Origin of the sequence: Gulosibacter chungangensis, assembly GCF_008831155.1 — a bacterium.
GTDB lineage: Bacteria > Actinomycetota > Actinomycetes > Actinomycetales > Microbacteriaceae > Gulosibacter > Gulosibacter chungangensis.
Genome location: NZ_WBKB01000001.1, coordinates 196,002 through 220,116, shown reverse-complemented (window position 1 = coordinate 220,116; position 24,115 = coordinate 196,002). Strand labels below are relative to the sequence as shown.

Annotated in this window: 22 protein-coding genes, 1 tRNA gene and 1 other RNA gene; 17 read left to right on the top strand and 7 right to left on the bottom strand. The window is 60.2% G+C overall.

Annotation, left to right across the window (positions count from 1 at the left end):
- The first annotated feature begins 14 nt into the window (after window positions 1–14).
- Window positions 15–449 (top strand): 50S ribosomal protein L11, encoded by a 435-nt coding sequence (gene rplK, locus F8O05_RS00965; RefSeq protein WP_158050887.1) that lies wholly within the window; start codon window positions 15–17, stop codon window positions 447–449.
- A 119-nt stretch (window positions 450–568) separates the two neighbouring features.
- Window positions 569–1,258, top strand: coding sequence for a 50S ribosomal protein L1 (gene rplA, locus F8O05_RS00960; protein ID WP_158050886.1), 690 nt, complete (start codon window positions 569–571; stop codon window positions 1,256–1,258).
- 653 nt (window positions 1,259–1,911) lie between these two features.
- Here rplA and F8O05_RS00955 read toward each other — a convergent pair.
- Window positions 1,912–2,883 carry an NADP-dependent oxidoreductase gene (locus F8O05_RS00955; protein WP_158050885.1) on the bottom strand — a complete coding sequence of 324 codons (972 nt, stop codon included), beginning with the start codon at window positions 2,881–2,883 and terminating at the stop codon, window positions 1,912–1,914.
- Window positions 2,884–3,009: 126 nt separating this feature from the next.
- Here F8O05_RS00955 and F8O05_RS00950 point away from each other — a divergent pair, with 126 nt between their 5' ends.
- Window positions 3,010–4,029 (top strand): 1-phosphofructokinase family hexose kinase, encoded by a 1,020-nt coding sequence (locus F8O05_RS00950; protein WP_158050884.1) that lies wholly within the window; start codon window positions 3,010–3,012, stop codon window positions 4,027–4,029.
- A gap of 51 nt (window positions 4,030–4,080) precedes the next feature.
- On the top strand, window positions 4,081–4,893 hold the full coding sequence (locus F8O05_RS00945; RefSeq protein ID WP_225735659.1) for a YqaJ viral recombinase family protein: 813 nt from the start codon (window positions 4,081–4,083) through the stop codon (window positions 4,891–4,893).
- A 96-nt stretch (window positions 4,894–4,989) separates the two neighbouring features.
- On the opposite strand, the gene F8O05_RS00940 is transcribed toward F8O05_RS00945, so the two are convergent.
- Window positions 4,990–8,241 carry a sigma-70 family RNA polymerase sigma factor gene (locus tag F8O05_RS00940; protein ID WP_158050883.1) on the bottom strand — a complete coding sequence of 1,084 codons (3,252 nt, stop codon included), beginning with the start codon at window positions 8,239–8,241 and terminating at the stop codon, window positions 4,990–4,992.
- Window positions 8,242–8,379: 138 nt separating this feature from the next.
- On the bottom strand, window positions 8,380–9,084 hold the full coding sequence (locus tag F8O05_RS00935) for an NAD(P)H-hydrate epimerase (protein ID WP_158050882.1): 705 nt from the start codon (window positions 9,082–9,084) through the stop codon (window positions 8,380–8,382).
- 168 nt (window positions 9,085–9,252) lie between these two features.
- Here F8O05_RS00935 and F8O05_RS00930 point away from each other — a divergent pair, with 168 nt between their 5' ends.
- From F8O05_RS00930 to F8O05_RS00920, 3 genes are all read left to right on the top strand, one after another.
- Window positions 9,253–10,515, top strand: a complete 1,263-nt coding sequence (locus F8O05_RS00930; protein WP_158050881.1) for an SPFH domain-containing protein — start codon at window positions 9,253–9,255, stop codon at window positions 10,513–10,515.
- An 89-nt stretch (window positions 10,516–10,604) separates the two neighbouring features.
- A complete protein-coding gene (locus tag F8O05_RS00925) occupies window positions 10,605–12,203 on the top strand; it encodes a TFIIB-type zinc ribbon-containing protein (protein WP_225735658.1) in 1,599 nt (532 codons plus the stop codon).
- Window positions 12,204–12,215: 12 nt separating this feature from the next.
- The gene (locus F8O05_RS00920) at window positions 12,216–12,551 is read left to right on the top strand and encodes a hypothetical protein (protein WP_158050880.1); all 336 of its coding nucleotides are present in this window, start codon (window positions 12,216–12,218) and stop codon (window positions 12,549–12,551) included.
- Window positions 12,552–12,582: 31 nt separating this feature from the next.
- Here F8O05_RS00920 and F8O05_RS00915 read toward each other — a convergent pair whose 3' ends face one another.
- Window positions 12,583–13,008, bottom strand: a complete 426-nt coding sequence (locus F8O05_RS00915) for a pyrimidine dimer DNA glycosylase/endonuclease V (RefSeq protein WP_158050879.1) — start codon at window positions 13,006–13,008, stop codon at window positions 12,583–12,585.
- Complete coding sequence (locus F8O05_RS00910; protein WP_158050878.1) at window positions 13,009–15,327, bottom strand: MMPL family transporter; 2,319 nt, start codon at window positions 15,325–15,327, stop codon at window positions 13,009–13,011. It abuts the gene before it with no gap.
- A 79-nt stretch (window positions 15,328–15,406) separates the two neighbouring features.
- Here F8O05_RS00910 and F8O05_RS00905 point away from each other — a divergent pair, with 79 nt between their 5' ends.
- From F8O05_RS00905 to F8O05_RS00865, 9 genes are all read left to right on the top strand, one after another.
- Window positions 15,407–15,976 (top strand): MarR family winged helix-turn-helix transcriptional regulator, encoded by a 570-nt coding sequence (locus F8O05_RS00905; RefSeq protein ID WP_158050877.1) that lies wholly within the window; start codon window positions 15,407–15,409, stop codon window positions 15,974–15,976.
- 285 nt (window positions 15,977–16,261) lie between these two features.
- Window positions 16,262–16,777 carry a 50S ribosomal protein L10 gene (gene rplJ / locus F8O05_RS00900; RefSeq protein ID WP_158050876.1) on the top strand — a complete coding sequence of 172 codons (516 nt, stop codon included), beginning with the start codon at window positions 16,262–16,264 and terminating at the stop codon, window positions 16,775–16,777.
- A 51-nt stretch (window positions 16,778–16,828) separates the two neighbouring features.
- Window positions 16,829–17,215 (top strand): 50S ribosomal protein L7/L12, encoded by a 387-nt coding sequence (gene rplL / locus F8O05_RS00895; protein ID WP_158050875.1) that lies wholly within the window; start codon window positions 16,829–16,831, stop codon window positions 17,213–17,215.
- Window positions 17,216–17,471: 256 nt separating this feature from the next.
- Window positions 17,472–18,887 carry an LPXTG cell wall anchor domain-containing protein gene (locus tag F8O05_RS00890; protein WP_158050874.1) on the top strand — a complete coding sequence of 472 codons (1,416 nt, stop codon included), beginning with the start codon at window positions 17,472–17,474 and terminating at the stop codon, window positions 18,885–18,887.
- 173 nt (window positions 18,888–19,060) lie between these two features.
- The gene (locus F8O05_RS00885; protein WP_158050873.1) at window positions 19,061–19,918 is read left to right on the top strand and encodes a hypothetical protein; all 858 of its coding nucleotides are present in this window, start codon (window positions 19,061–19,063) and stop codon (window positions 19,916–19,918) included.
- Window positions 19,919–19,985: 67 nt separating this feature from the next.
- Window positions 19,986–20,073 (top strand) — tRNA-Ser (locus F8O05_RS00880).
- A gap of 289 nt (window positions 20,074–20,362) precedes the next feature.
- Entirely contained in the window at window positions 20,363–21,430 is a 1,068-nt protein-coding gene (locus tag F8O05_RS00875; protein WP_158050872.1) for a DUF222 domain-containing protein, read from the top strand.
- Between the two features lie 30 nt (window positions 21,431–21,460).
- Complete coding sequence (locus tag F8O05_RS00870; protein ID WP_158050871.1) at window positions 21,461–21,976, top strand: HNH endonuclease signature motif containing protein; 516 nt, start codon at window positions 21,461–21,463, stop codon at window positions 21,974–21,976.
- 50 nt (window positions 21,977–22,026) lie between these two features.
- Window positions 22,027–22,380, top strand: coding sequence for a hypothetical protein (locus tag F8O05_RS00865; RefSeq protein ID WP_318655803.1), 354 nt, complete (start codon window positions 22,027–22,029; stop codon window positions 22,378–22,380).
- 52 nt (window positions 22,381–22,432) lie between these two features.
- Here F8O05_RS00865 and F8O05_RS00860 read toward each other — a convergent pair whose 3' ends face one another.
- The gene (locus F8O05_RS00860) at window positions 22,433–23,374 is read right to left on the bottom strand and encodes an aldo/keto reductase (RefSeq protein ID WP_158050870.1); all 942 of its coding nucleotides are present in this window, start codon (window positions 23,372–23,374) and stop codon (window positions 22,433–22,435) included.
- A 105-nt stretch (window positions 23,375–23,479) separates the two neighbouring features.
- Between F8O05_RS00860 and F8O05_RS00855 the strand changes: the two genes are divergently transcribed.
- Window positions 23,480–23,962 carry a MarR family winged helix-turn-helix transcriptional regulator gene (locus F8O05_RS00855; RefSeq protein ID WP_225735657.1) on the top strand — a complete coding sequence of 161 codons (483 nt, stop codon included), beginning with the start codon at window positions 23,480–23,482 and terminating at the stop codon, window positions 23,960–23,962.
- A gap of 5 nt (window positions 23,963–23,967) precedes the next feature.
- Here F8O05_RS00855 and ffs read toward each other — a convergent pair.
- Window positions 23,968–24,064, bottom strand: an RNA gene (ffs, locus tag F8O05_RS00850) — signal recognition particle sRNA small type.
- Window positions 24,065–24,115: the final 51 nt, after the last annotated feature.

Genomic DNA, 24,115 nt, shown 5'->3' with positions numbered 1-24,115 from the left:
AAGAAGGAAAACACATGGCACCGAAGAAGAAGGTCACGGGTCTGATCAAGCTGCAGATCCAGGCTGGCGCCGCGAACCCCGCACCCCCGGTTGGTCCGGCGCTGGGTCAGCACGGCGTGAACATCATGGAGTTCTGCAAGGCCTACAACGCGGCTACCGAGTCGCAGCGTGGCAACGTGGTTCCGGTCGAGATCACCGTGTACGAGGACCGCTCGTTCACGTTCGTACTCAAGACCCCTCCCGCCGCAGAACTCATCAAGAAGGCTGCTGGCGTCAAGAAGGGCTCCGGTGTGCCCCACACCAACAAGGTCGGCAAGATGACGCTCGACCAGTGCCGCGAGATCGCTGAGACGAAGAAGGCTGACCTCAACGCGAACGACATCGAGGCTGGCGCGAAGATCATCGCCGGTACCGCTCGTTCGATGGGCATCGAGGTTACGGGCGCCTAAGCACCCGGGCCACTTCGTCGACTCATTCCGAAGCATGCGGCTTCGGGAGCGACGCATGAATTATTCCGCGGGAGAGCTGGCCAAGCTCGTCAACCGCACACTCTCGTAAGGAGCACAACATGGCACAGAAGTCCAAGGCGTACCGCGCCGCGGCAGAGAAGATTGAGGCGGGCAAGGTCTACACCGTCGCCGAGGCAGCAGCCCTCGCGAAGGAGACCGCTTCGCAGAAGTTCGACAGCACCGTTGAGGTCGCAATGCGCCTCGCTGTTGACCCCCGCAAGGCAGACCAGATGGTTCGCGGTACCGTGAGCCTCCCCAATGGCACCGGTAAGACCGCTCGCGTTATCGTGTTCGCACAGGGCCCCGCGGCAGAGGCAGCTCTCGAAGCTGGCGCAGACGAGGTCGGTTCGGACGAACTCATCGCGAAGGTTGCCGACGGTTGGACCGACTTCGACTCGGCCGTTGCTACCCCCGACATGATGGGTAAGGTCGGTCGTCTCGGTAAGGTCCTCGGTCCCCGCGGCCTGATGCCGAACCCGAAGACCGGTACCGTTACCCCGGACGCAGCCAAGGCTGTTACCGACATTAAGGGCGGTAAGATCGAGTTCCGCGTGGACAAGCACGCCAACCTGCACTTCATCGCTGGTAAGGCATCGTTCTCGGCTGAACAGCTCGTGCAGAACCTCGAAGCTGCCATCGAAGAGGTCATCCGCCTCCGCCCGTCGTCGGCCAAGGGTCGCTACGTGCAGAAGGCTGCTGTTTCGACCACCTTCGGTCCGTCGATCCCGCTCGACGTTTCGGCGCTCTAAGCAGCTGGCTACAGCCCTAGCGCTCTAACTTCGCGAGGCCCCGCATCCCGTGTCGGATGCGGGGCCTCGCTGCGTCTGCCGACCCACCGCCCCGTACGCGCCCACTGCGCCCAACGCCAACCCCTCGCTCCCACCGTGCTCGCACACTACCGCCATCAAATTCGCTAACTCGTCACTGGTTGTAGTTTTGGCTGGTTGGATGTGCATCCGGTGACGAGTTTGGAGAGAAGCGTGCAGTCACCGGCAGGTTTTCGAGAGGATTACTCGCAGTTCCGCGAATATACGGCCCCGACACCGCACAATGTGTCAAATAGCGTCACGATTCTCAGGTTCGCGTGACCAATCGGGGATAAGGTAACTTCCGTGAACCTCACCAGAGGGGAACAAGGATGTGAGTGGGAAAAGCAAAGGATGCTTCTCTCGCCCATCTCCAGTCAGCAGCGTTGCCGAGTGGAGCATATGGAAATCCCGCAAGTCCCTGGCCGGGCCTCAGGAGTACCTGAGCAGGCGCCGGGCGAGACTAGCGAACAGTCGCCCCCATCCCGAACCCGGGACGGGGGCGATAAGCATTTCCCGAAAGTTTGCGTGCCTACCGGGACGTTTGCCCGCTGCGGGTCTGCAGCCCGACTCGCAGCGAGCACGCCCACTCATAATTAGCCGATTTCCACCGCGATCTTCCCGCGCACGTGGCCGTCGGCGATCAGCTCGTGAGCCTGCGCGAGTTCTTCGAGCGGCAGCGTCGCATCCAGGTGGCAGCGCAGGTCACCCTGATCGGCAAGCTGCGCGATCGTCGTAAGAATGCGGCCCTCCGGGGAAAGCTTCAACGTGGATGCTTGCAGCGAGCGGTTTGTCGCGGCAACTTCCTCGTGCATTTCGGGCCAGGAACCGGTTGGCACATTAATAATCAATCCGCCGTCGCGAAGCACCTGAAGCGAACGTGACCCGGTATTCGCGGCGACATTCCCGATCAAATCGAGCACGACATCCACAGGCTCGGTGATCGCCTCTTCAAAGCGTCGATTGCGATAGTCGATCACCTCATCCGCACCGAGCTCGCGCAGGAACTCCAGATTCCGCTCCGAGGCGGTCGCGATCACATACGCACCGTAGAAATGCGCCAACTGCACCGCGAAGTGGCCGACACCACCGGCACCCGCGTGGATGAGCATCCGCTGGCCGGTGTGCACCCGGGCCGCATCGACCACCCCGGCCCAGGCAGTCAGCGCGGCGAGGGGAGTGGCACCGGCCTGTGCCCAGGACATTGACTTGGGCTTCTTCGCGAGCGACATAAACGGGACCGAAACGTATTCGGCAAAGGAACCTTGATAGTGCGGGGTCAGCAGCATCCCGAACACCTCGTCACCGGGCTGGAAGGGAGCGAGCTCATAGGGCGCCTCCTCAACGATTCCGGCGAATTCATTCCCCGGAATCCACGGGAACCGATCCACAAACCGCGAAACGCCCTTCCCCGAACGTGTCTTCACGTCGATGGGATTCACCCCTGCGGCCTTCACCCGCACGAGCGTGTCGCTATTGGCGATATACGGCCGGGGCGCCTCGCCGAACTGCAGTACCTCCGGGCCACCGAACTCAGAAACAAGACATGCGCGCATCAGATCAGTCATGGAGAAAGTTTTGCATGTCGGGCGCAAGATGACGTGGATGCGCGGGCGGGTAGGCGCGGACGCCTGGGATTCAGATTTGTTCACGGCGGCGCGGTAGCGTTATAGGGTCCCTCGGAAGGAGCCCACATGCCCGCAGTAGTCTCGCTAACTCCCGCCCCGGTGATCGACCGCACCTATTTTGTGGATGCATTCGACGCGGGGAAGGTCAACCGCGCTACCGAGATTCACGAGTTCCTCTCGGGGAAGGGCATCAACGTGTCCCGGACGCTCCGTGTCGCCAATATCGCCACCTCGGCGGTGTTGCCGATCGGTCGCGAGGATGAGCACCTGCTTTTCCGCACGCCGTACCCGCAGATTTTGCGCATCCTGCCGATCCCGGGCCGGATGCGTGTCAACACGGCCGTGCTCGAAAAAAGCGGCCGGACCACGAACGTGAACCAGCAGGCGGTACCGATTCCGCAGCGTGATTGGGAAGCGGTCGTGGATATGACGATCAGCGAGATCGAATCGTTGCACGCCGACTGGCTGGTGGTGTCGGGTTCGGTACCGCGGCATCCCGAAAACGATCAGCGGGTGGACTTCACCCGGCTCTTCACCGAGGCCCGTCGCCTTGGCACTCGCGTGGCCTTTGACTCGTCCGGCGCTTCGCTGGAGAAGTGGGCGCGTTCGGGGCTGGTGAACCTCATCAAGCCCAATGCTGATGAGCTCGCGACGCTCGTGAACCGCGAACTGCACACCGTCGGGGACGTGCTCGAGGCGAGCCGTGAGGTCATCAAAACCTGCGATCTCGAGGTGGTCCTCGCCTCGATGGGTGGCGATGGGGCGATTGCGGTGTCGAAGGATCAGGCGATTTGGGCCTTCGCCGATGTCGATGAGGTGGTCAATACCACCGGGGCAGGGGATGCATCCCTCGCCGGATTCGTCGGCCACTCGATACTTGGGCCGGGACAGTTGGGCGGACGAGCTGATTTCGGGAGTCTGCCGGAGCTTTCGCTGCGTGCTGGCCTCGGCAAGGCGGTCGTATACGGAGCGTTAGCGGTGACCGTGCCGACGACCATTATCGAGTCCATGGCGGATGCGCCGACGCCGGAAATCGGCGAGGTGCCGGTGGACCAGCCACTTTCGGAACCCACGAAGATTTTCTAATCGCCGTTGACGCCGGCTTCGGGTGTCGTCGGCTGCTGGCACAATGGGCAGATGGTGTATTTCCGTCCGACGACTGCGCAGCAGCCTGACTCTCGAGTATCTGCGGAGGATTTTGGGCCCCTCGCGCTCGCTGAACTCAAGGCGGCTGAGCCGGAGGAAATGAAGCGACGCACCGAGTCCTTCGAAACCTATGTCGTACGGCAAACGCGGCCAGCAATGGCCCCGAGCCTGCCGGTCGAAGGAACAGTGTGGAAGTCCGGCATCCTGGAAGAACTGCGGAACTCGCGCCCCAAGGGCCCGGTGGCATCCCGCATCGTCTGTTCCTCAGAAGACCGAGATAATTGGCTCGCGGAGCGCCGGCGGGGTATCACCGCGACTGACGCCGCGCGGTTGGCGACGCCGACCTCAGTCAAGGCGGTGGCCGCCGACAAGATTTACGGCAGCTCCTTCAGCGGCAATGCCTTCACCGACTTCGGTCGGCAGCGGGAGCCAGTGATCGCCGACTGGATGCACCGGGAACACGGCATCGCAAGCTGCGGGCTGCTATTCCGTTCGGAAGGTAACCCTCGTCACCTTGCCACTCCGGATGGTCTCGCCGAATGGGGCGAGGAAGTGGTGCTCGCCGAGATTAAGACGGTCAATAAGACCTGGAAACGCATCCCGCGGAACTACCTGCGACAGGTCTGGTGGCAGCAGTATGTGCTGGGCGCGCAGCGCACCCTGTTCGTGTGGGAGCGCCACGAGAACTTTGTCGTGCAGGATCCCGAACCGAAGTTTGTCTGGATTGACCGCGATGACGCCGAGATCGAAAAGCTCGTGAAGCTCGCCGATGAGGTCCTCGCGCGCGTGCACCATGGGGCTTAGCGCTAAGAGACGCCGAGTGTGAGGCCTCGGAATGGTCATTCCCAATCCGCCGCTTGGAATGACATGCCCTTGCAATGATCAAGTCCCCACGAGAGATTAGTCTCGTTGAGGCCAGTTCTTCGTAATGGCGGCACTCAGGTTGATTTGCAGTGACGTCCTTTTCCTCTTCTTGCCACTCTTGGATTCCAGGTGGTTGGAGGTTACAGATTGGTCGCGAGCCGGGCGAGTGTAGCTTTGGTCACCGCTCTCCTTCACCATGGTGAGTATTTCATTGAGGTCGCCGGGTGATGAGCTTTCCTGGATAAGGCCCCTGGACACCAGTTCGGCACGAGCATACTTACCACTACGGTCCAAGTCGGTGAGATTCTTGTGCTCAGTAGGTGTCCACGAATCGCGCTCGTTCAAGCTCTTTGCCGCGGAGTCGCCTTCTCTTACCAGTTCTAATAGTTCAATGACGTCTCTGATCTCGTTTGCAGAGAGTTCTGATTCTGGTTGGGGTGCAGGAAGGGTCGCTGAAGGCAAGACAGGATCGCCGAAACCCGTGATCGGCTTACCAGCAGCGTGACTTTTTTCAAGTGATGGCCGAGCGTCCAGCGGTCGTGGACTCATACCGGAATGCCTTTTTCCCGGTCTCAGGACAGCATCGTGCAGTTGAGGTTCGCTCAAGTCACGACCCCCTCCATTTGCAAGGAAATCCGGAAGAGCGTCTCGGAGCTTCGTCATCGAGTCTCGTTCAATTTGCCGGATTCGTTCCCGAGTAACTCCAAACTCCACACCGATTTGGTCAAGGGTTCGGCCTTTACCGTCTACGGTATCGATTCCGTATCGCATCTTCAGGATCTTTATTTCGCGTTTGTCGAGGAGCCAGTCCATCGCTGCTCTGAATCGTGCATCAATATCGCGAGATTCGATGGCCTCCTCGAACATGCTCTGTTCGTCATCTACCAGATTTGACGGTATCGAATCGAGGGGATCGATTCGCCACTCAGCTTTGAGCGATTGAAGGACCTTCTCTTGGGAGAGTTCAGTCGTTTCTGCGAGCTCAGCTATGGATGCTTCCCGGCCATGCTCGCGTCGGAGATTTTTCTTGGCTTGCTCAATCTTCCGGACAGCGCCTACGACGTGGACGGGCAGACGAATTAGCCGGTCAGTATTATCGACACCTCGGTCTATGGACTGTCGGATCCAGTAAGTTGCATAAGTAGAAAATTTCGTACCGCGAGTGTGGTCAAATTTCTCAATTGCCCGTAGAAGTCCGATGTTTCCCTCTTGAATCAGATCCATCAATTCAAGACGTTTGGCCTGTGGGTACTTTGATAGCGCAATCGACTTAACTAATCTGAGATTTGATACGATAAAATATGTGCGGGCTTCATCCCCCACACGCACGAGCTTTTCCCACGCCTTGCGTTCAGCGCGGGTTTTCGCCTCGTTATTCTTGATACGTACGCCAGCGGCCTCCCCTGCGCGGATACGTTCCATAAGGGTCCGCTCTTCTTCCCTGGAGAGCACTGCATTTTTGCGGATGTCATTTTGGTAGTACTTGTCGCCGTCGTCGCCTGGGCCGGCGATTTCCGGGAACCGTGAAGGATCTTCTGCGGTGCCGCTGACACGTCGTATGACAACACGTTCGTAGAACGGCCCTGTCGATGAGTCGATCGGACCAGCTGTGGAACCCGGCGACTCAATCGATTCGTCGTCAATCTGGGGAACATTGTTAGGAACGAAAATGGAGCCATCATCGGCGTCTGGGGCATCGTCCTCTGCTTCAGGTTCATCTGAATTATTCGTGGCTATTTCGTCGAAGCTGGTGATTGATTGTGGGTCGATTCCCGGCTCAAGGAACGATACGAGACGTCCGAGCTCATTTTCGATACTGAGGTCGAAGTTCTCCGCTGCTTCTGCGAGTGATCGAAGTTCGTCGGCCAATGTGGGCTCGTGAGTTATCGAGCTTGGGTCTTCCGATGAACCGGCCAGTACAAAAATCACAAATTTTGCAGTCGAGCCGTCCGATTTTTTCCTGAGGACGCGCCCAAACCGTTGAATCATTTGTCGACGCTGATGCGTAGCGGAAACTACGATTCCCAGATCGACGTTGGGCAAGTCAATGCCTTCGTCGAGAAGCGTCGGTGCTGCGAGCGCTTTCATCTGCCCCGCCCCCAGCAAGCGAATGACTTCCACTCGGTCGTCAGATTCCACGCCGGAGTCGACAGCTGCACTCGAGACGCCCTCTTCGCTCAATATCTGTGCAGCGGACTCGGCTGACGATTTTGTCTGGGTGAAGACGAGCGTTCCATTGGAAGCAGCAACTACTGGTGTTAGCGCACGTAAAGCATGTTGCTTTTGTTCGCTTGAAGCCAAGAGGTTTCGGCGGTCGCTGAATCGCTTGAGGTACCAACGTGCCAAACCGCTCTTGCGATGTGCACGATCATTGGCAAGTCGCTGTACAGCTGACATGAATTCACCCAAAGGCTCGGCTGGCACTGTGTCGAGGAGCTTGCTTCGAACATCACGCATTTCGTTGCTGAATAGCTCATACGCCTCTCGTTCCCTGGGCGTGAAGGGTACCCGCACAAACGCGACCTTGAAGGGCGCAATTAGCTCGTCTTTGACCGCGCGCTCATAGTCAAGGTTGAAACAGGTTTGCTCAAAGAATTCTTCAATGGCAGCATCGCCGGAGTCACCCCGTGTTCGAGTTGCGCTAAGCCCAAGACGAATCGGGAAGGAATCCAAGCGGAGACCTTTTTGAAACTGGGGTGCCCCATATCGGTGACACTCATCAGCAACGAGGAGCGCTTGTTCATTTGCGGGAAGAATCTTTCGTCGAATCGCTGTCTGGATAGTGATGACTGTGACATCCCAATCCGATTCAGTGCGTGGATCGGCTTGACCGATAACTCGGAGGTCGGGGAGAAGCGATTCAATCTGTTCTATCCACTGACGCTGTAGCGCCAAAGACGGGACATAGACAACGGCTCGGAATCCGTGAGCCCTTGCCTCTTGGATGGCGGCGAGGCCGACACGTGTCTTGCCGGTCCCCGTTACCGCCTCAACGACTCCAATTTTTCCAGCTGACTTCCACTTGTCTAAGGCTTCACGCTGCCAGTCGAACAATCCAAGATCAAGCGGCATTGCAGCTACAGCACTCGTAGCTCTCTCTGCTGCTACAGCGCGAATCTGTTGCTGTTGCAAGGCTTGAATGAGCTCCGCAATCTCTAAAGAAGAGAGGCCGACGGTTTGCGCCGCAATAATTTCAGGGCTGAGGTTACTTTGCAGAGCCGACATGTCGTGCCTACTAGACGACGTAATATCCGGTTCTACATCGTCGGCTGAGAGAGTTTCAGTCATGTGTGAATACTATGAGCGGCCAGCGACAAAGTGGAAAGAAGCGAAAACTGCACAACCTGCAAAAAATCTAGCGGCAGCTAGATGGCGCTTTCTTCACTTCGAAAATCGCACAGAAGTGTGAGCTCATTCATTTTTTCGCTAGGGCAGCGACACTTCCGGCCGCACCCGCAGCAGCCCCTGCGAGGCGCCGAGCGGCTCAAGCCAAACCTTGCCGGACAGGGAAGCTGCAGGCTCAAGCAGCAACCCGGCCTTCACCCCGATGAAGGTGACGGTGAGCTGGGCCTTGATCACCGCATCCGGGTCGGGTACCGAACCATCGTCGGGGTCGATTCCCGAGGGCATATCGACCGCGATAACGATTGGCGCGGGGTCAGGGGCGGATGCGATGGCTTCCTTGACCGCGACGACGAACGCGCGGGCCGGGTCGCGAAGTGCGGGCGTACCGCCTGCCGCCGCGCCACCGTTACCGATCCCGAGCACGCCATCCAACACCACGTCCGCACCCGCAACTAATGCCGCGGCTGACTCTGGGGGTGCATCCAACAGGATCTCCGCGCCCTCATCGCGTGCTGCCGCCTCGGCTGCCTCGTGCAGGCGACCCGAAACCGCAACGACCTGTACCTTCACGCCAGCATTCGCGATGAATGACGCCGCATAGGCGGCGTCGCCGCCGTTGTCACCGGGGCCTGCGAGCACCAGCACACGCGACTCGGAAGGAGCAGGCAGGATACTCGTGACGTGCTCGGCAAGGGACTGCGCCGCGCGAATCATCAGCGGTACACCCCGCTCGAGGAAGGGGGCTTCGGCCTCGCGAATCTGGGCGGCGGAGTAACCATTACGCATGAGAACCAGTCTCGCACTTTTCAAGGCACCGTCAGGCTCAAGAATGATCGCGCGCAACTTGAGGATGACCGGGCACAGAATCGCCCCTGTCTACAGACTCTATTCGGCCGGCTCAATTACGCTGAGCCACACTCGTACGCTGTGCCTCACTCGAGACAAGGGGAACTGATGGGCTTCATCAAAGCATTTGCCGGTGCAATCGGCGGCATGTTCGCAGACCAGTGGATTGACTTCCTCGAGCCGCCGCGGAACGTTCCGCCGACGGCCGCAATTTTTCCCGCAGTCACCTCCGGTACGAACGCGGGCCGCGGCTCGAACACCAAGGGCTCGCAGCACGTCATCACCAACGGCTCGAAGATCGTCGTCCCCGAGGGCATGGGGCTGATCACGATCCAGGATGGCCAAATCACGGGCCTCGTGGCAGAGCCCGGCGGCTTCATCTTCGAATCGGACAGCCAGGACTCGAAGTCGATCTTCACCGGCGGGGGACTGCTCTCATCCACCGTCATCACCTCGTGGGAACGCTTCAAGTTCGGCGGCCGCCCGAGCACTCAGCAGCTCGCGTTCTACGTCAACCTCAAGGAAATCCCGAATAACCGCTTCGGTACCCAGTCGGAAATTTACTGGGACGACGCCTACCTCGGCACGCAGGTCGCGGCGATCACTCGCGGTACCTACACGCTGCGGATCGTCGACCCCATCCTCTTCGTGCGCAATTTTGTGCCGGCCAACTACATCAGCGCCTCGCCAGCGATTTTCGACTTCAGCGATGTCGACAACCCTGCCGGCGCACAGCTGTTCAACGAAGTCGTCTCTTCCCTCGCTCCGGCGTTCTCGAACTACACGAACGACCCGAATAAGGGCAACCGCATGGCGCGCATCCAGGGCGACGCCCTCGGATTCGCGCAGTCGCTGTCGGCCGCGGTCGAGCAAGGATACCAGTGGTCATCCGATCGCGGGCTCGCAATCGTGAAGACGGCGATTCAGGCGATCGAGTACGACGAGACAACGAAGAAGCTCCTCGCGGATGCGCAGAAGGCGGATGCGTTGTCCGGCTCGCGTGGCCAGTCGTTCCTGCAGCAGTCCATGGCTCGCGGCTTCGAAGCCGCCGGCGAGAACTCGGGCGGCCAGGGCATCGCGATGATGGGAATGGGTGTGGGCGCTGCCGGGGGTGCCGTGAACTTCCAGCAGAACCCGAACCAGCCCGCGCCCTACCAAAACCCGTTCCAGGGCCAGCAACAACAGCAGCAGGGCTACCAGCAGGGGCAGCAGCCTCCGCAGCAGCAGGCCCCGCAACAGCAGCAGCCTCCGCAACAGGCACCCGAGGACCCAGTCGCACAGCTCGCTAAGTTCAAGCAGATGCTCGACCAGGGCCTCATCACGCAGGAGGACTACGACGCCGCGAAGAATCGCGCGCTCGGTCTCGGCTAAAAGCTGGGTCACGCTGGTTCGAGTCAGGCAATTTTGAGTCTCGAGCCAGGGGGATGCACAGTAGTCAGTCTGGTACGTACGGAGGGGTCATGGCGGGAAATTTTCCGTTCGGGGGCGACATCGGTCGCGAAATTTTTAATTCGATCAAGTCGAATCTGCCTAAGGATGCGCAGGACGGTTTGAACTCATTCCTCGGCAATGACTTCTCCGCATCCCAGCGCAATGAGCGAAGCAAGCGTCGGGATGCGCAGGGTAATTACTCGCAAGATGCCTACGGCAGTCAGCAGGGCAGCCAGCAGCCGCCGAACCAATATGGCGCGCCGACGCCTGGCTACGGCCAGCACCAACCGACCGCACCATCGCAACAGGGCAGCCAGCACCCCGACCAGCAGTACCAAGATCCCCAGCATCCCGGCCAACAGCCGACCCCTCCGGGAGCGGGCCAGACAACCAACCCGAATCCGGCCTCAGCCGCTGCCAATTCATCCGAACCGGTCGCGGCGACCGAGGGTCCGACGATCAATATCGTTGACACCTCGACGGGCAAAGGCGACGGGCTCGATAAGTGTCCCAAGTGTGGCTCGACAGAGATCGTGCTGCGGGTCTCTGAGGGCACCCTGATCTGCCAGTTCTGCCGCTATGAGTGGAACGAAAAGACGATCGATGAGAAGTTTGGCTTCGAGTCGGCGATCTCGGAACTCCATGGGATCCACATGGGTTCCGGTGCAACCCGAATTCAGGAATCAACTGACGATGTCCTCACACTGAAATGCGGGGCCTGCGGCGCCGATGTCGTGGTCAACACGAATGAGGCGATGAGCGCTCGCTGCCACTGGTGCCGCAATAATCTGTCGGTGAACCAGCAGGTGCCAAACGGCGCGGTGCCCGACGGGGTGCTGCCCTTCTCACTGCCGAAAGATAAGGCGATCGAGAACATTCGCGAGTTCGTGACGAAACGAAAGTTCTTCGCGCACCCGCAGTTTGTAAAGGAATTCGCACCCGAGGAAGTGGTCGGCGTCTACATGCCGTATCTGACGATGGATGCGAATGCGGAGATCGAGCTCAACGGCACCGGCGAGGTGCAAACCCGCCAATACACCCGCGGTTCTGGCGACAACAAATACACGGTCTACGACGCCGACGTGTATCAGATCGGCCGCAAGTTCGACCTCTACGTGGACGACATCCTGATTGAGTCCTCACAGCAGCGCTCAAACTTCGACACCGACCTCAACACCAATAACGTCATCAACGCGATCCAGCCCTTCGACACGAAGCAGGCGGTTTCGTACAACGCGAATTATCTCCGCGGCTACACCTCGGAGCGGCGCGACCTCGACGTGCAAGCGGTCGAGCCCAAGGCGAACGGGCAGATCCTTTCGGTGGCCCGCGCGCGTGCCGGCCAGACCATCCGGAAGTATGGTCGCGGTGTGCGCTGGGAGAAAGAGCAACTCGTCGTGCACGGCAGTCGTTGGGTCGCGCTCTACGTGCCGGTGTGGCTCTACAGTTACTACGAGCAGCGCGGCGACCGCGCCTTCACCCACTACGTCGCGGTGAACGGCCGGACGGGAGCGACCATGGGAAGCGTGCCGGTGCGAAAGGGCCGCCTCATCGGCGTCTCTACCGCCATTTCGATTGTCGGCACGATTGTCAGTGGTGTGATTGCCGCCGCATGGCTGGCTTTCTAGGGAGGATGCAGGATGTCAGTTGATCTCGCGATGGGCCTCATGGAGCTGGCCCAGCACACCACGACCCTCGCCGATTCCTCGAGTGACGGCGACGGAATCCTCTACCTCTTGTTCTTAGGCCCCGCATCCGGAGTGCTTTTCTACGGCGCCATGATGCGTCGCTACCGCAACCACGACAAGCGCTTCAAATACGAGCACGATTCCAATAGCGAAATGGTGAACGTGCAGGCCTATGACCGCAAGGTCAACCACATCACCGGGACGCGTCAGCGGCGCATCCGGGGCGATAACTCGAACGAGCCGCTCAAGCGGCTCGGCGCCAACACCACGGTGTACCGACGTCAGTAGCTGACGCCGGTCGACCGTGGCGAAGGCGGAATTAGGTTCGTTCCCAGCCTTCGATATCGCCAGGAACGACCGTGAATAGCGGATGCGGTGCGGCCGCCGTCGTCTGCCAGCGCAGCGCATCCTCGGGGCTTCGGACCGCGAGTTTCGCTCCGAGATGCTGCCACTCGTAGTCGAGCTGCCCCTGCGTGACCGTCAATTTGTCATCGAAGTCACGCGAGATGATCTTGCTGGCATTGAACTTATAGCCACGCCGAGTGGCTTCTTCCGCGAGCCCCGCCAGGTAGACCCCGACCGCACCGATCGGATTTTCCGTACGCCGAAACCGCAGCAGCTGGGGATGATTTCGGTAGCCCTTTGTCGCATCCGCGAGCACGGCCTGGGCCAGGAGGGTTTCGCGCCAACAGGCGACGAGACCGACCCGGTCCAGGCTGCTCGGGTGGAGTGACCAGATGCGCACTTAGGCCTCTACAGCGTGCTTCGGTTTCGAGTCGGGCGCCGGCTCGTCATCGGCATCCAGGATGCGCCCGGCCGTTTCGCGGTCATCGCCTTCGACCTCGTGACGCGACAGCTTCGAGGGCCACCAGATGGCCTTGCCAATGTCGTACGCGAGCGCCGGGACGAGCAGGGTGCGGACGACGAACGTGTCAAGCAGCACACCGAATGCGACGATGAACGCGAGCTGCACGAGGAACAGGATCGGGATGACCGACAGCGCTGCGAAGGTCGCGGCGAGCACGAGACCTGCCGACGTGATGACACCACCGGTAATCGTGAGGCCTCGGAGCACGCCCTGACGGGTACCGTGCTTGAGGGATTCTTCGCGCACTCGGGTCATCAAGAAGATGTTGTAGTCGATACCGAGTGCCACGAGGAACACAAACCCGTAGAGCGGAACCGCTGGGTCGGCGCCGGGGAAATCAAACAGGTTGTTGAATACGAGCGCCGAGACGCCCATCGCGGTTCCGAAGGAAAGCACTGTGGTCAGGATGAGCAGGACAGGCGCGAGAATCGAGCGCAGCAGGATCATCAGAATCAGCGTGATGACAACCAGCACGATCGGGATGATCAGGTTGCGGTCGTGGACCGAAGCGTCGTTCGTGTCAATCGAAGTCGCGGTGACGCCACCGACGGGTGCATCCGGATGCGTGTCCGAAAGCTCCGCACGGATCTCACGTACAGTGTCCGCCGCCTCGTTCGAGTCGGGAGCGTTGGTGAGGGTCGCCTGAAGGAGGACTTCACCATCGACCACGGTGGGTTCTGGCGCGGGAGTTCCCGGAGGGCCCAGCGGCTGGATGCCCTCAGCGGTGACCGGAGCGCTGCCACTTGGCGAATCTGCTGCGGTCACGGAGACCGAGTCGATGCCCTCGTTAGCGAGCAGGATGTCGGCGACTTCTGCGAGTTCACCCTCAGCTACCACCACGTATGCGGGGCTGCCGGAACCTTCGGGGAAATGCTCGCCGAGGTAGGTTTGCCCGTCGCGAGCCTCCGATTCGCCGAGCACGAGCTCTGACTGCGGGACTCCGGATGCGCTGAGTTGCGTCGCGGCGAGGGCACCGAGAAGGAGAACACCGGTCGTCAGGACCCACACCATGCGCGGGCGACGCTGCACGAGGCGGGCGACCGCTACCCAGAAGCCCTTCTTATTAGGAATGCCGTCTTCTGCCGCGACAATTTCTGGCTCGTACTTCGGACGGCGCGGCCAGAAGGCGGCACGACCGAACGCGAACAGCAGCGCGGGAAGCAGAGTAAGTGCGGAGAGCATCGCGAAAATAATGCCGATCGACGCGACCGGGCCGAGCGTGCTGTTCGACTTCAGGTCGCTCAGCAGGAGGCAAAGAAGACCCGCGATAACGGTTCCGCCCGAAGCCAGGATTGGCTCGAACGAACCTCGCAGCGCATCCTTCGTTGCGGCCCACTTGTCTTGCGTTGAGCGAAGCGCTTCGCGATACCGTGCGACGTAGAGCAGCGAATAGTCGGTCGCGGCACCGATGACGAGGATGAAGAGGATGCCCTGGGTCTGGCCGCTGAGCATCAGGATTTCGGCTTTCGCGAGCCACCACACGGTCATGAGGGCGACACAGAGTGCGAAGAGGCTGGTGGATAGCACTGCGACGGGGAGGAGCAGTGAGCGATAGACAAGGATCAGAATGATAAAGACAGCGCCAAGTGCCACGAGGAGCAAGAGCCCATCAATACCCGCGAAGCCTGCGGCGAGGTCGGCGGTGAAACCGGCAGGGCCGGTAACGTAGACCTCAACACCGTCCGGTACGTCTGCGCGCAGCGACGCGGTGAGTTGCTCAACCGCATCCGCGATTTCACCGTCGCTGTTCAGCGGCACGAACGCCTGAATCGCGAGACCGTCTTCCGAAGGAATAGCGGGGGAGACCTCGCCTTCAACACCCTCGGCGTCAGCGAGCGCGGCCACTTGTTCGCTGATCTGGGCGAGCTGCGTCTCAGTCAAAGCCTCGTCGCTGACGAAGACGACGATCGCGGGGATCGACTCTGAGTCGTTGAACTCACCGAGTAGCTCTTGCACTTGGGTCGCATCTGCAGACTCGGGAAGATACGTGGTCTGATCGTTCGACGAAACCTCGGCGACCCGGCCGAAGAGAGGGCCACCAATTGCGGCACCGACCAGCCAAACCAAGATGAGTACGGCGGGTAAGAGGACCCGCAGCCAGCGACGTTTCTTTGGTGGGTTCGGTGCGTCAGAGGGCGAACCCGGTGATGGCTCAGAATCGGGGGCTGCGTGCTTAGCGCTGGGCTTCGTAGGCATGGACCGTCCTAACTGTGAAAAATCCTTAGCTTGGCTAGTAAGAACCCTAGCACGATATGAGATTGGCTATGATGTTGTGATGGGAGATTTAGAGGCCGAGGGTGCAGAGCGTTTCAGTGTCTATGACCTCAACGCGAGTGACCCGCGAGGTGAATTGATTGAGCGTGGCGAATTCAGTGTCGAAGAGATTGCGCAAATCGGGGCGGTCATGCGTGCCATGGGGCGACTGCGTGAGGCTGAGCAGCGACTTTCCGATGCTTCATTGGAATATATGAAGTTGAACGCCACCGATATGCGGGCGCTCCATTTCCTGATTGTGTGCGGAAATACCGAGAAAATTGCCACCCCGAGCATGCTGTCTTCGCATCTCAATATCTCGAGTGCCTCGACTACGAAAATGTTGGATCGGCTAGAGCGAGCGGGACACGTTCGTCGAGATCCGCATCCAATCGACCGGCGTGCGCTTGCTATTGCGGTGACGGCAGAGACTCGACGTGCAGCGATGGCCACAGTGGGTAAGCAGCAGGCCAGACGATTTCATGCCGCGGCACGACTGACGCCGACTGAGCGTGAAATCGTGATCCGGTTTCTTGACGATATGACCGCTGAGCTTTCCACGCCGATTGATTCTTGGGGCGAGACTGATTGATCGCTTGCGCAGCTCGGGTTAAATGCCCTAGGCTGATCAACAGCCTTAGACCGTTGGTGCTCGGTGTGCGTATTTCGATTCGCGTTCCGACGAAGGTTCCCGGCAAAGGGACGGCCATCGCAGGTGACTGTAGCAGCGCATCCTCGTTTCTGTAGAGGTATGTGCGTTCACGCTCCGGCATCTGCGTCGGAGCGTTTTTTAGTTGTGGATGCGCTCCCCGAGCGCGCGCCAACGGTGCGACAGAAGCACCCGTTTCTGGCGCGCGATACAGATGAGAGGAGACCCATGGCGACGAAGGAAGCTACAGTCGCAGAGCTCGCGAAGGAATTCGAGAGCTCTTCGGCCATCGTGCTGACTGAGTACCGCGGTCTCACCGTGACGCAGCTCAAGGAGCTGCGTCGTTCGCTCGGTGAGTCTGCAAACTACGCCGTGGCGAAGAACACCCTTGCCAAGATTGCAGCCAAGAACGCTGGAATCGAAGGCCTCGACGAGTACTTCACCGGACCGACCGCAATTGCGTTCGTAAAGGGTGAGGTTGTTGACGCTGCCAAGGCACTGCGTGACTTTGCCAAGGATAACCCCCTCCTGGTGATCAAGGGCGGCCACTTCGATGGCAACCCGATTACCGCGGAAGAGGTCCAGAAGCTGGCGAACCTCGAGAACCGCGAAACGCTGCTTGGCAAGCTTGCCGGCGCTTTCAAGGCCTCGCTGTTCGGAGCCGCATACATGTTCACCGCGCCCGCGTCGAAGGCGGTTCGTACCGTCGACGCACTGCGCGAAAAGCAGGAGTCCGCGAACTAGTCCATTCCGGACTGTAGTACTGCGGCAAAATTCATTACAAGGAGAAAACAAATGGCAAAGCTTACTGCTGAAGAGCTCATCGAGGCCTTCAAGGAACTGACCCTCATCGAGCTCAGCGACTTCGTCAAGCTCTTCGAGGAGACCTTCGAGGTTACCGCTGCTGCTCCGGTTGCTGTTGCAGCTGCTGGCGCCGCTGGTGGCGAAGCTGCACCTGCTGAGGAAGAGAAGTCGGAATTCGACGTCATCCTCGAGTCGGCTGGTGACAAGAAGATCCAGGTCATCAAGGAGGTCCGTGGCCTCACTTCGCTCGGTCTCGGCGAGGCAAAGGCTCTCGTTGACGGCGCTCCCAAGGCTGTGCTCGAGGGCGCAAACAAGGAAGACGCTGAGAAGGCAAAGGCAGCTCTCGAGGCTGCTGGCGCAACCGTTACCCTCAAGTAGTTTCGGCCGCTAGCCAGGCGCTAGCGTTGCAGTGCTGCTTCGGGAACGCGTGACGCGATCTCAAAACGCGGGTCAGGACAAACGTCCTGACCCGCGTTTTTTATGCCACGACGGATGCGAAAGTTCGTCATATAAGACGAAAGGCTGATTGCGGCAAAAGGTAACAGGAAGGTAACCTCGTTCGCAGGTTGTTTTAAGGAAGCTGTCGGATCTGCCTGTCGGGCGGTGATCGACATCGCAAAAGAGAGAGCTGTTTATGACCATTTCGCGCAAGCGCACCGCCGGAGCAGCCCTCGCAGGTTCCGCACTCGTAGCCGCAGCCGTGTTCACCCCGGTTGCTGCGTACGCGGCACCGGCTGACGACACTCAGACGAACGAGAACGCATCGGCGGTGGACTACAACGAGACTGCCGCTATTGCCACCACGGCGCTTGATTACGCCCAGGCGGAGACCCTTGAGGGTGTCGGTTACACCGGCACTGGATTCGCGCCGAACGTGGCTTTCAGCCTGCAGATGGTGCTGCCGGACGGATCGGTTCTCGACGTGGACGACGAGGATGCCGCGCAGATCGCCGATGCTGACGGTGCGATCTCCGGAAGCGTGGTCCTTAACGACGGGACCGGTGACGTCGTATTCCCTCTCGGTACTTACGAACTCATTGCCGTCCAGGATGTTGATGGCGAAGAGGTTTCAAACTCGGTCGCGTTCACTGTGGTTGAGGAACTCGAGGACAACGAAGACGCAGAGACTCCCGTCGAGCAGACGCTGACTGTTGAGCCGACCGAGAGCACTCTGGAAGATTCGGTTGAGGGCTTCAACTTCTCGGGTACCGGCTTCGCACCCGACGCCGGATACACGGTAGAGCTGCAGGTTCCCGGCAGCGACGAGTGGCTCCCGGTTCCGGACATGAGCGAAGCGGGCGATGCATTCGTCACGGACGCTGACGGTAACCTCGCGGGCACCGTGAACTATTTCAACCAGGACACAGGCGAGACGACCGAGTTCCCGGCCGAGGGCGACTACCAGCTCCGTGTTACCCAGGACGTTGATGGGGAAGTGCTCATGGCCGTATCGTCGTTCACCATCGGTGCGACGGAAGACGATGACGAGACTCCGGGCGAAGAAGAGGCCACTCAGACCCTCGGCGTCGAGCAGGAGACCTACACCCCGGCCGAGACGCTCGAGGGCGTTGAGTACTTCGGTGAAGGTTTCGCTCCATCCACCGCGTTCCAGCTCTGGGTGATCATGCCCGGTGAGACCGAGTGGACCGAAGTTACCGACACTCCGACCGATGAGTCGAACGAGCAGGTTTCGAATGGCGAGGGCCAGGTCTACGGCGCCCTGACCTACTACAACCTTGAGACCGGTGACCCGATCGAGTTCCCGGAGGGTGCATACCAGGTCCGTGTAACTCAGGAAGTTGACGGCGAGACCCTCGCGGCTGAAGCATCCTTCACCGTTGCCGAAGCGACCACTGAGCCGACCGAGACCGCAGACCCGACTGAGACCGCGGCACCGACCGAGGACGAGTCGAGCAACAACGGCAACAAGGGTGACGAGCTCGCACAGACCGGTGCTGACGACATGCTGCCAGTGTTCCTCGCGGGTGGCCTCGTGCTGATGGCTGCTGGTGCTGGACTCTTCGTGGTCCGCCGCCGCATGGAGGCCTAATTCTTCGAGGGTGATACCTCTGAGAATGTGGCCCTGAAGTAGGGCTGCGACCATACTGCGGGCCGGGATTTCCTTCCGGCCCGCAGTATTTTTCAGGCGTTGACATCAAGGCTCGATATCATTTTGGCAACGGCGACAGTTTTCGTCGCAGAGATCTAAGGGGAGAACAAGTTATGGCAATCAGTGCCCGGAACTTTTCTCGATCGGCAATTGTGGTCACTGCTACCTGCATCCTCGCAGCTGCTACGGCTCTACCAGCCGCGGCTGCGGAAGAAGAGGATGCAGTCTCGAGTGTCCCAGGGGTCTCTGTCACCGCAAGTGCGCAAGCCCAGATGACCACTTCGCAGGCCTTTGCTCCCGCATCCGTTCCGGAAGAGCCGGGGAATGCATCCGAGGACGCCAGCGCCAGTGCTGACGACGGAAGTGCGGCCGAGGCTGAGTCAGGCGCCGCCGGCGAGGATGCGGATGCTCAGGGTTCTGGGCAGGATGCTGAGGGCGCTGGTGGTAGCGATGGAGGTAATGAATCCGCGGGCGCGGATGAAAGCGCCGGGGCGGATGGTGCCGGTGCGGGTGACGGTGATGGATCCAACACTGATGCTGACGCAGATGCTGCCGGATCCGAAAGTACCGTCGGTGATGACGACGCTGATGCTGACGGCAGCGGCACCGAACCCGAGCAAACTCCCGACCCGGTTGAGCCGCCCGCGACAGAACCGGAGCCGGAACTCCCTGTTGAGCCGGTCGAGCCGAAGCCGGAAAACAACGGTCCCACGGTGGTTCCCGACGAACCGGGCAAGGTGGAGAACCCGCACTCCCCGCGCCGTGCCGACGAACAGTCTGGGCAGCCCACGTTGAACACGCCGGTTGACCCGGAGCAAAGCGAATCGTCAGACCCCGCAGCGTCGACGAAGAGCGAAGCACTTGCCGCTACCGGTGCGAATGAACTGCTCATCGTGCTCGGAATCGGTGCGCTATTGGTTGTCGGAGGCCTGGTTCTCGTGGTCTTGCGACTACGTAAACGCGGCGAATAGCGTGGTGTCAGCAGGACGTTAAAAAAGCAGGTACGATATACCGATGTCCGCACAATTGTGCGGGCCTGGAGGATTCGCCTAGTGGCCTATGGCGCACGCTTGGAAAGCGTGTTGGGTGCAAGCCCTCAGGGGTTCGAATCCCCTATCCTCCGCCAAAGAAATATGCCCTTGACCTCGTGTTTAACACACTTGGTCGGGGGCATGTTTAGTTCCTGTGTCGGGGCGGGCGGCAGGGATTTGGGGCTGCAGATCTCCGCCTTCATTGCCAGGCGAATCAAGATGTCGGTGGCCAGTTATACCGTGTGGAGAAAACCTGCTTCGACTCGCTATCGAAAGACACCTCACCAGTTGCGTTAGATCGTTTGCTCTATGGATTCTCCCAGGTTAATTCGATACTCTATTCGAGCCAGGTAACATCGGGGAACACGCAGGAGGTCGGATCGCATGTCCACGCACACGAGCACCGACACCCCGCGGGTGAACACCGGCCGGCATACTCCTGCGGATGACATTCGCGCGGACGAAGCCCGCGCGAAGCTTGAAGACTTCACCGAGCTACGGGCCGCGCGGGGCGCCGCCGAGGCCGGGATCCTGCGCCTGTTGGCATCGGTGTACGAGATCGCGGTGGACCGCACGCTCGCGGATCTCAGTAACGCGTTCGGCGCGCAAGCCAAAGTGTTCTCCTGGCACTTCAGCTCACTACTCACGGACTTTGCGATCAAATCCAACGAGTCTCCCCAAACACTGACGAATCGTGGATACCAAGCCCATACCCTGGTGACCTTGTTCCCTGACTGGGTCACCTCGATCGAAGCAGGGCGTATCGATCTCGAACACGCTCGCGCGATGCTCCGCAAAACCCACCTACTGCGGGAAGACCAGTATGCGGACTACGGTAAGCAGTTGCTCGCGTTCGCGGAGACTCACACGGTGCGTGCCACCGCCGCCGAGGCCGCGCGCCTGGTCGCTACGCTCGCGGCCGATGCGTTCGAGCAGACCTGTGAGCAAGCCCGCGCCGCCCGATATGTGTCGATTACCCCAGATGAGTGGGGCATGGCAACACTCACTGCCTATCTGCCGGTCGAGTTGGCGTTGCCGATTAAAGACCTCCTCGATAAGCAAGCCAAGGCTCTGCGGGAAACTAATCAGCAGGCCCAGAAAACCGCGTTCGGCACCAGGGTCAACGGCGATGCCTCCAGCGCTGCCGCTGCCGGTGCTGCTACTGAGGCGGCGGCGAGTGATGCTCCTGCCACTGGTGGCCCAAACGGTGACGGAATGAGTGCCGCCGCTGCCGGGGTGGATCCCGCCGCGACCGATACCCGCACGATGGATCAGCTGCGTGCCGATATCTTCGCCGAGACCCTGCTGTGCGCCACTCCAGGTGACTCGCGCGTGACCGCGCAGGTGAACATCACCATCCCCGCGCTCGCACTCATGAACGGTCGCGAAAACGGGACCGCGCCGGCACTGGTGAACGGGATGGAGCCCATGAGCTTCGCCGAGGCGAGCTAGCTCACCGCGACCGCGCCGGCATGGCAGCGGGTGTTCAACGATCCCCTCACCGGGCACGTGGTCGCGGTGGATCGCTACCACTCCACTCCGGCGCAGCGCCGGTGCATCCAAATCCGCGACGTGACCTGCAGGCTTCCCGGGTGCATGCGCCCAGCCGCTCGGTGCGACATTGATCACACGCACCCGGCAAGCGAAGGCGGCGCCACGAGCATCGAGAATCTTGCGTCACTGTGCAAGAGCCATCACGTGATGAAACACGAAAAACCCTGGTCCGTCATCAACCTTGGTGACGGGGTCCTGGAATGGCGCACACCACTGGGGCAAGTGGTCACCAGCGAACCAATGCCATACGCGCGACAAGCTCATGCGGCGACCGCGACCGGACCAGAATTCCGACCAACAAGCCAGGCGCAAACGGCGGCCGAAGAAAATTCTGGGAGTCTCGATCCCGAGACCGACACGGCAGTCAATACTGATAGTGGTTTCGCAGCTGATGGTGCCTGGTGTGGCGATGCACCTGAAGACGATGAATTGCCACCGTTCTAATAGGCACATTGCCTTGTTGCGTGGAAATGATGGCGTGGAATGGCGCAACCGTGGATACAACAGCCTGGATTGAGCACCGTCGAGGGCTCGATGGTGAGCTCCTTGGGTGGATGCGTCCCGAAGGCGATGCATTCGTCGTCATCGACCTGCTCGGGCGGGAACGCACGGAAGCACTCGACTGGCTGGCCGCAGAAGAGTTTCTAGAGGAACTGGGTATCGGCTACCTTGCCGACAAATACGAGCTCAAACTGGAAACCGGTCAATGGCAGCCGGTCCGGATCATCGAAGTTTCGACCGCTGTTATCTCATTGAAACAGGAAGACTGTGGCGATATGACTGCACCCTCGGTGTACTACCGGGCATCATTCCCGATGGACGAACGAGAACTTCGACCAGCTGCATAGCCGAAGCGGCGCAGCCAGGTAGTCCCAGTTACGCCGCTTCGAGCTCGCAGGATTAAGCGAAAGAAGCCGACGCTGCGTCGAGCTTCTCAACCTCAGCAGCCGTGAGCGCGAGCTTCGGTGCCGCCATGATCGCGTCCAGCTGCTCGGGCTTCGATGCCGAGGCGATCGGTGCCGTCACGCCCTTCGCGAGCAGCCAAGCCAGGGCCACAGTGGCGGGCTCCATGCCGCGAGCCTCCGCAATCTCGACCACGGCATCCACAACCTTGAATCCCTCGTCAGTGGCGTAGCCCGAAGTCATACCCTGGCGCGCAGCACCCTCCAGATCTTGAGCCTTGCGGTACTTGCCCGTGAGGAAGCCCGATGCGAGTGCGAAGTATGGGAACACCGCTGCGCCAAACTCTCGAGCGATCGGGGCGTAGCCCTGCTCGTAATCCTTGCGGGAGACAAGGTTGTAGTGCGGCTGGATCGCAATCGGAAGCGTCAGACCCTTGTCCGTCGCGGTCTGGAACCACTCACGCATCCGGTCGGGCGTGAAATTCGACAGTGCGAGGTGACGTACGCGACCCGACTGTACGAGGTCGTGCGCGATCTCCACCTGCTCCGCGATCGAGACCGACTCATCGTCATAGTGCGCGTAGTAGATGTCGACGTAGTCCGCCTGCAGACGTTCGAGGGATTCATTCAACGCCGCGTCAACATTCTCGCGAGCCAGACCCTGACGCGCCGTGAGGCCCCCGACCTTTGTCGCGATGATGACATCCTTGCGGTTGCCGCGTGCCTGCATCCATTCCCCGAGGATGCGCTCCGAATCACCACCGTCGCTACCTTCCTGCCACTGCGCGTAGGAATCGGCGGTGTCGATAAAGTTACCGCCGGTGGCAACAAATGCGTCGAGCACCGCAAAGGAAGCGTCCCGATCAGAGGTCCAGCCGAAGGTATTTCCGCCGAGGTTGATGGGGAAGATTTCGAGGTCAGTGCGCGGAATGCGGGTCATGAATGCTCCTTCAGTACAACATCTAGCGATCAATTTACTTGCTATAGCAACCAATCTAGGGATTTTTACTTGTTGCGTCAAGTAATCCCCGGATAGGCTCGAGCCATGATGGAAAACGAGGATGTCCGTTGGCTGGATTCGAACGAGGTCGATACCTGGCTGCAACTGTGGTCGATGGTGGCGTGGCTACCCACACGGCTTGACGCGCAGTTGCGTGAGGATGCGGGCCTGAGTCTGGCGGAATATCACGTCCTCTCGCAGATCTCGATGGCTCCCGAGCGACGGATTCGTCTGAGCGAGCTCGCGGAAGTAGCGAACATCACCATCTCGCACCTGTCTCGCGTGGTTTCGCGGATGGAGAACGCCGGCTGGGTGCGACGTGAACCGGACCCTACCGACGGTCGCGCGACGCTCGGGGTGCTCACGGAAGCTGGATGGGAGAAAGTCGTGGCGACGGCTCCCGGACACGTGGCCACGGTGCGCCGCTATGTCTTCGATAACCTCACGCCCGAACAGGTCCGTGCCCTTGGAGATGCCGCGACCGAGATTGTCGCCGCGGTGGCGCCTACCCGGATCGCCCGCGTCTGAGAAATAAAAAGGACCCCTCGCGCACCCGCCAGAGCCTGGTTACCCTTGCTTCGTTTCCGACCTGGGGGAGTTGGCCTGGGTGGCGCCACGCGAGGAGCCGTCGTCAAGCTTAGCTTGCGCGCGTATGAAATGCACTTCCGCGAGTTGTCCAAC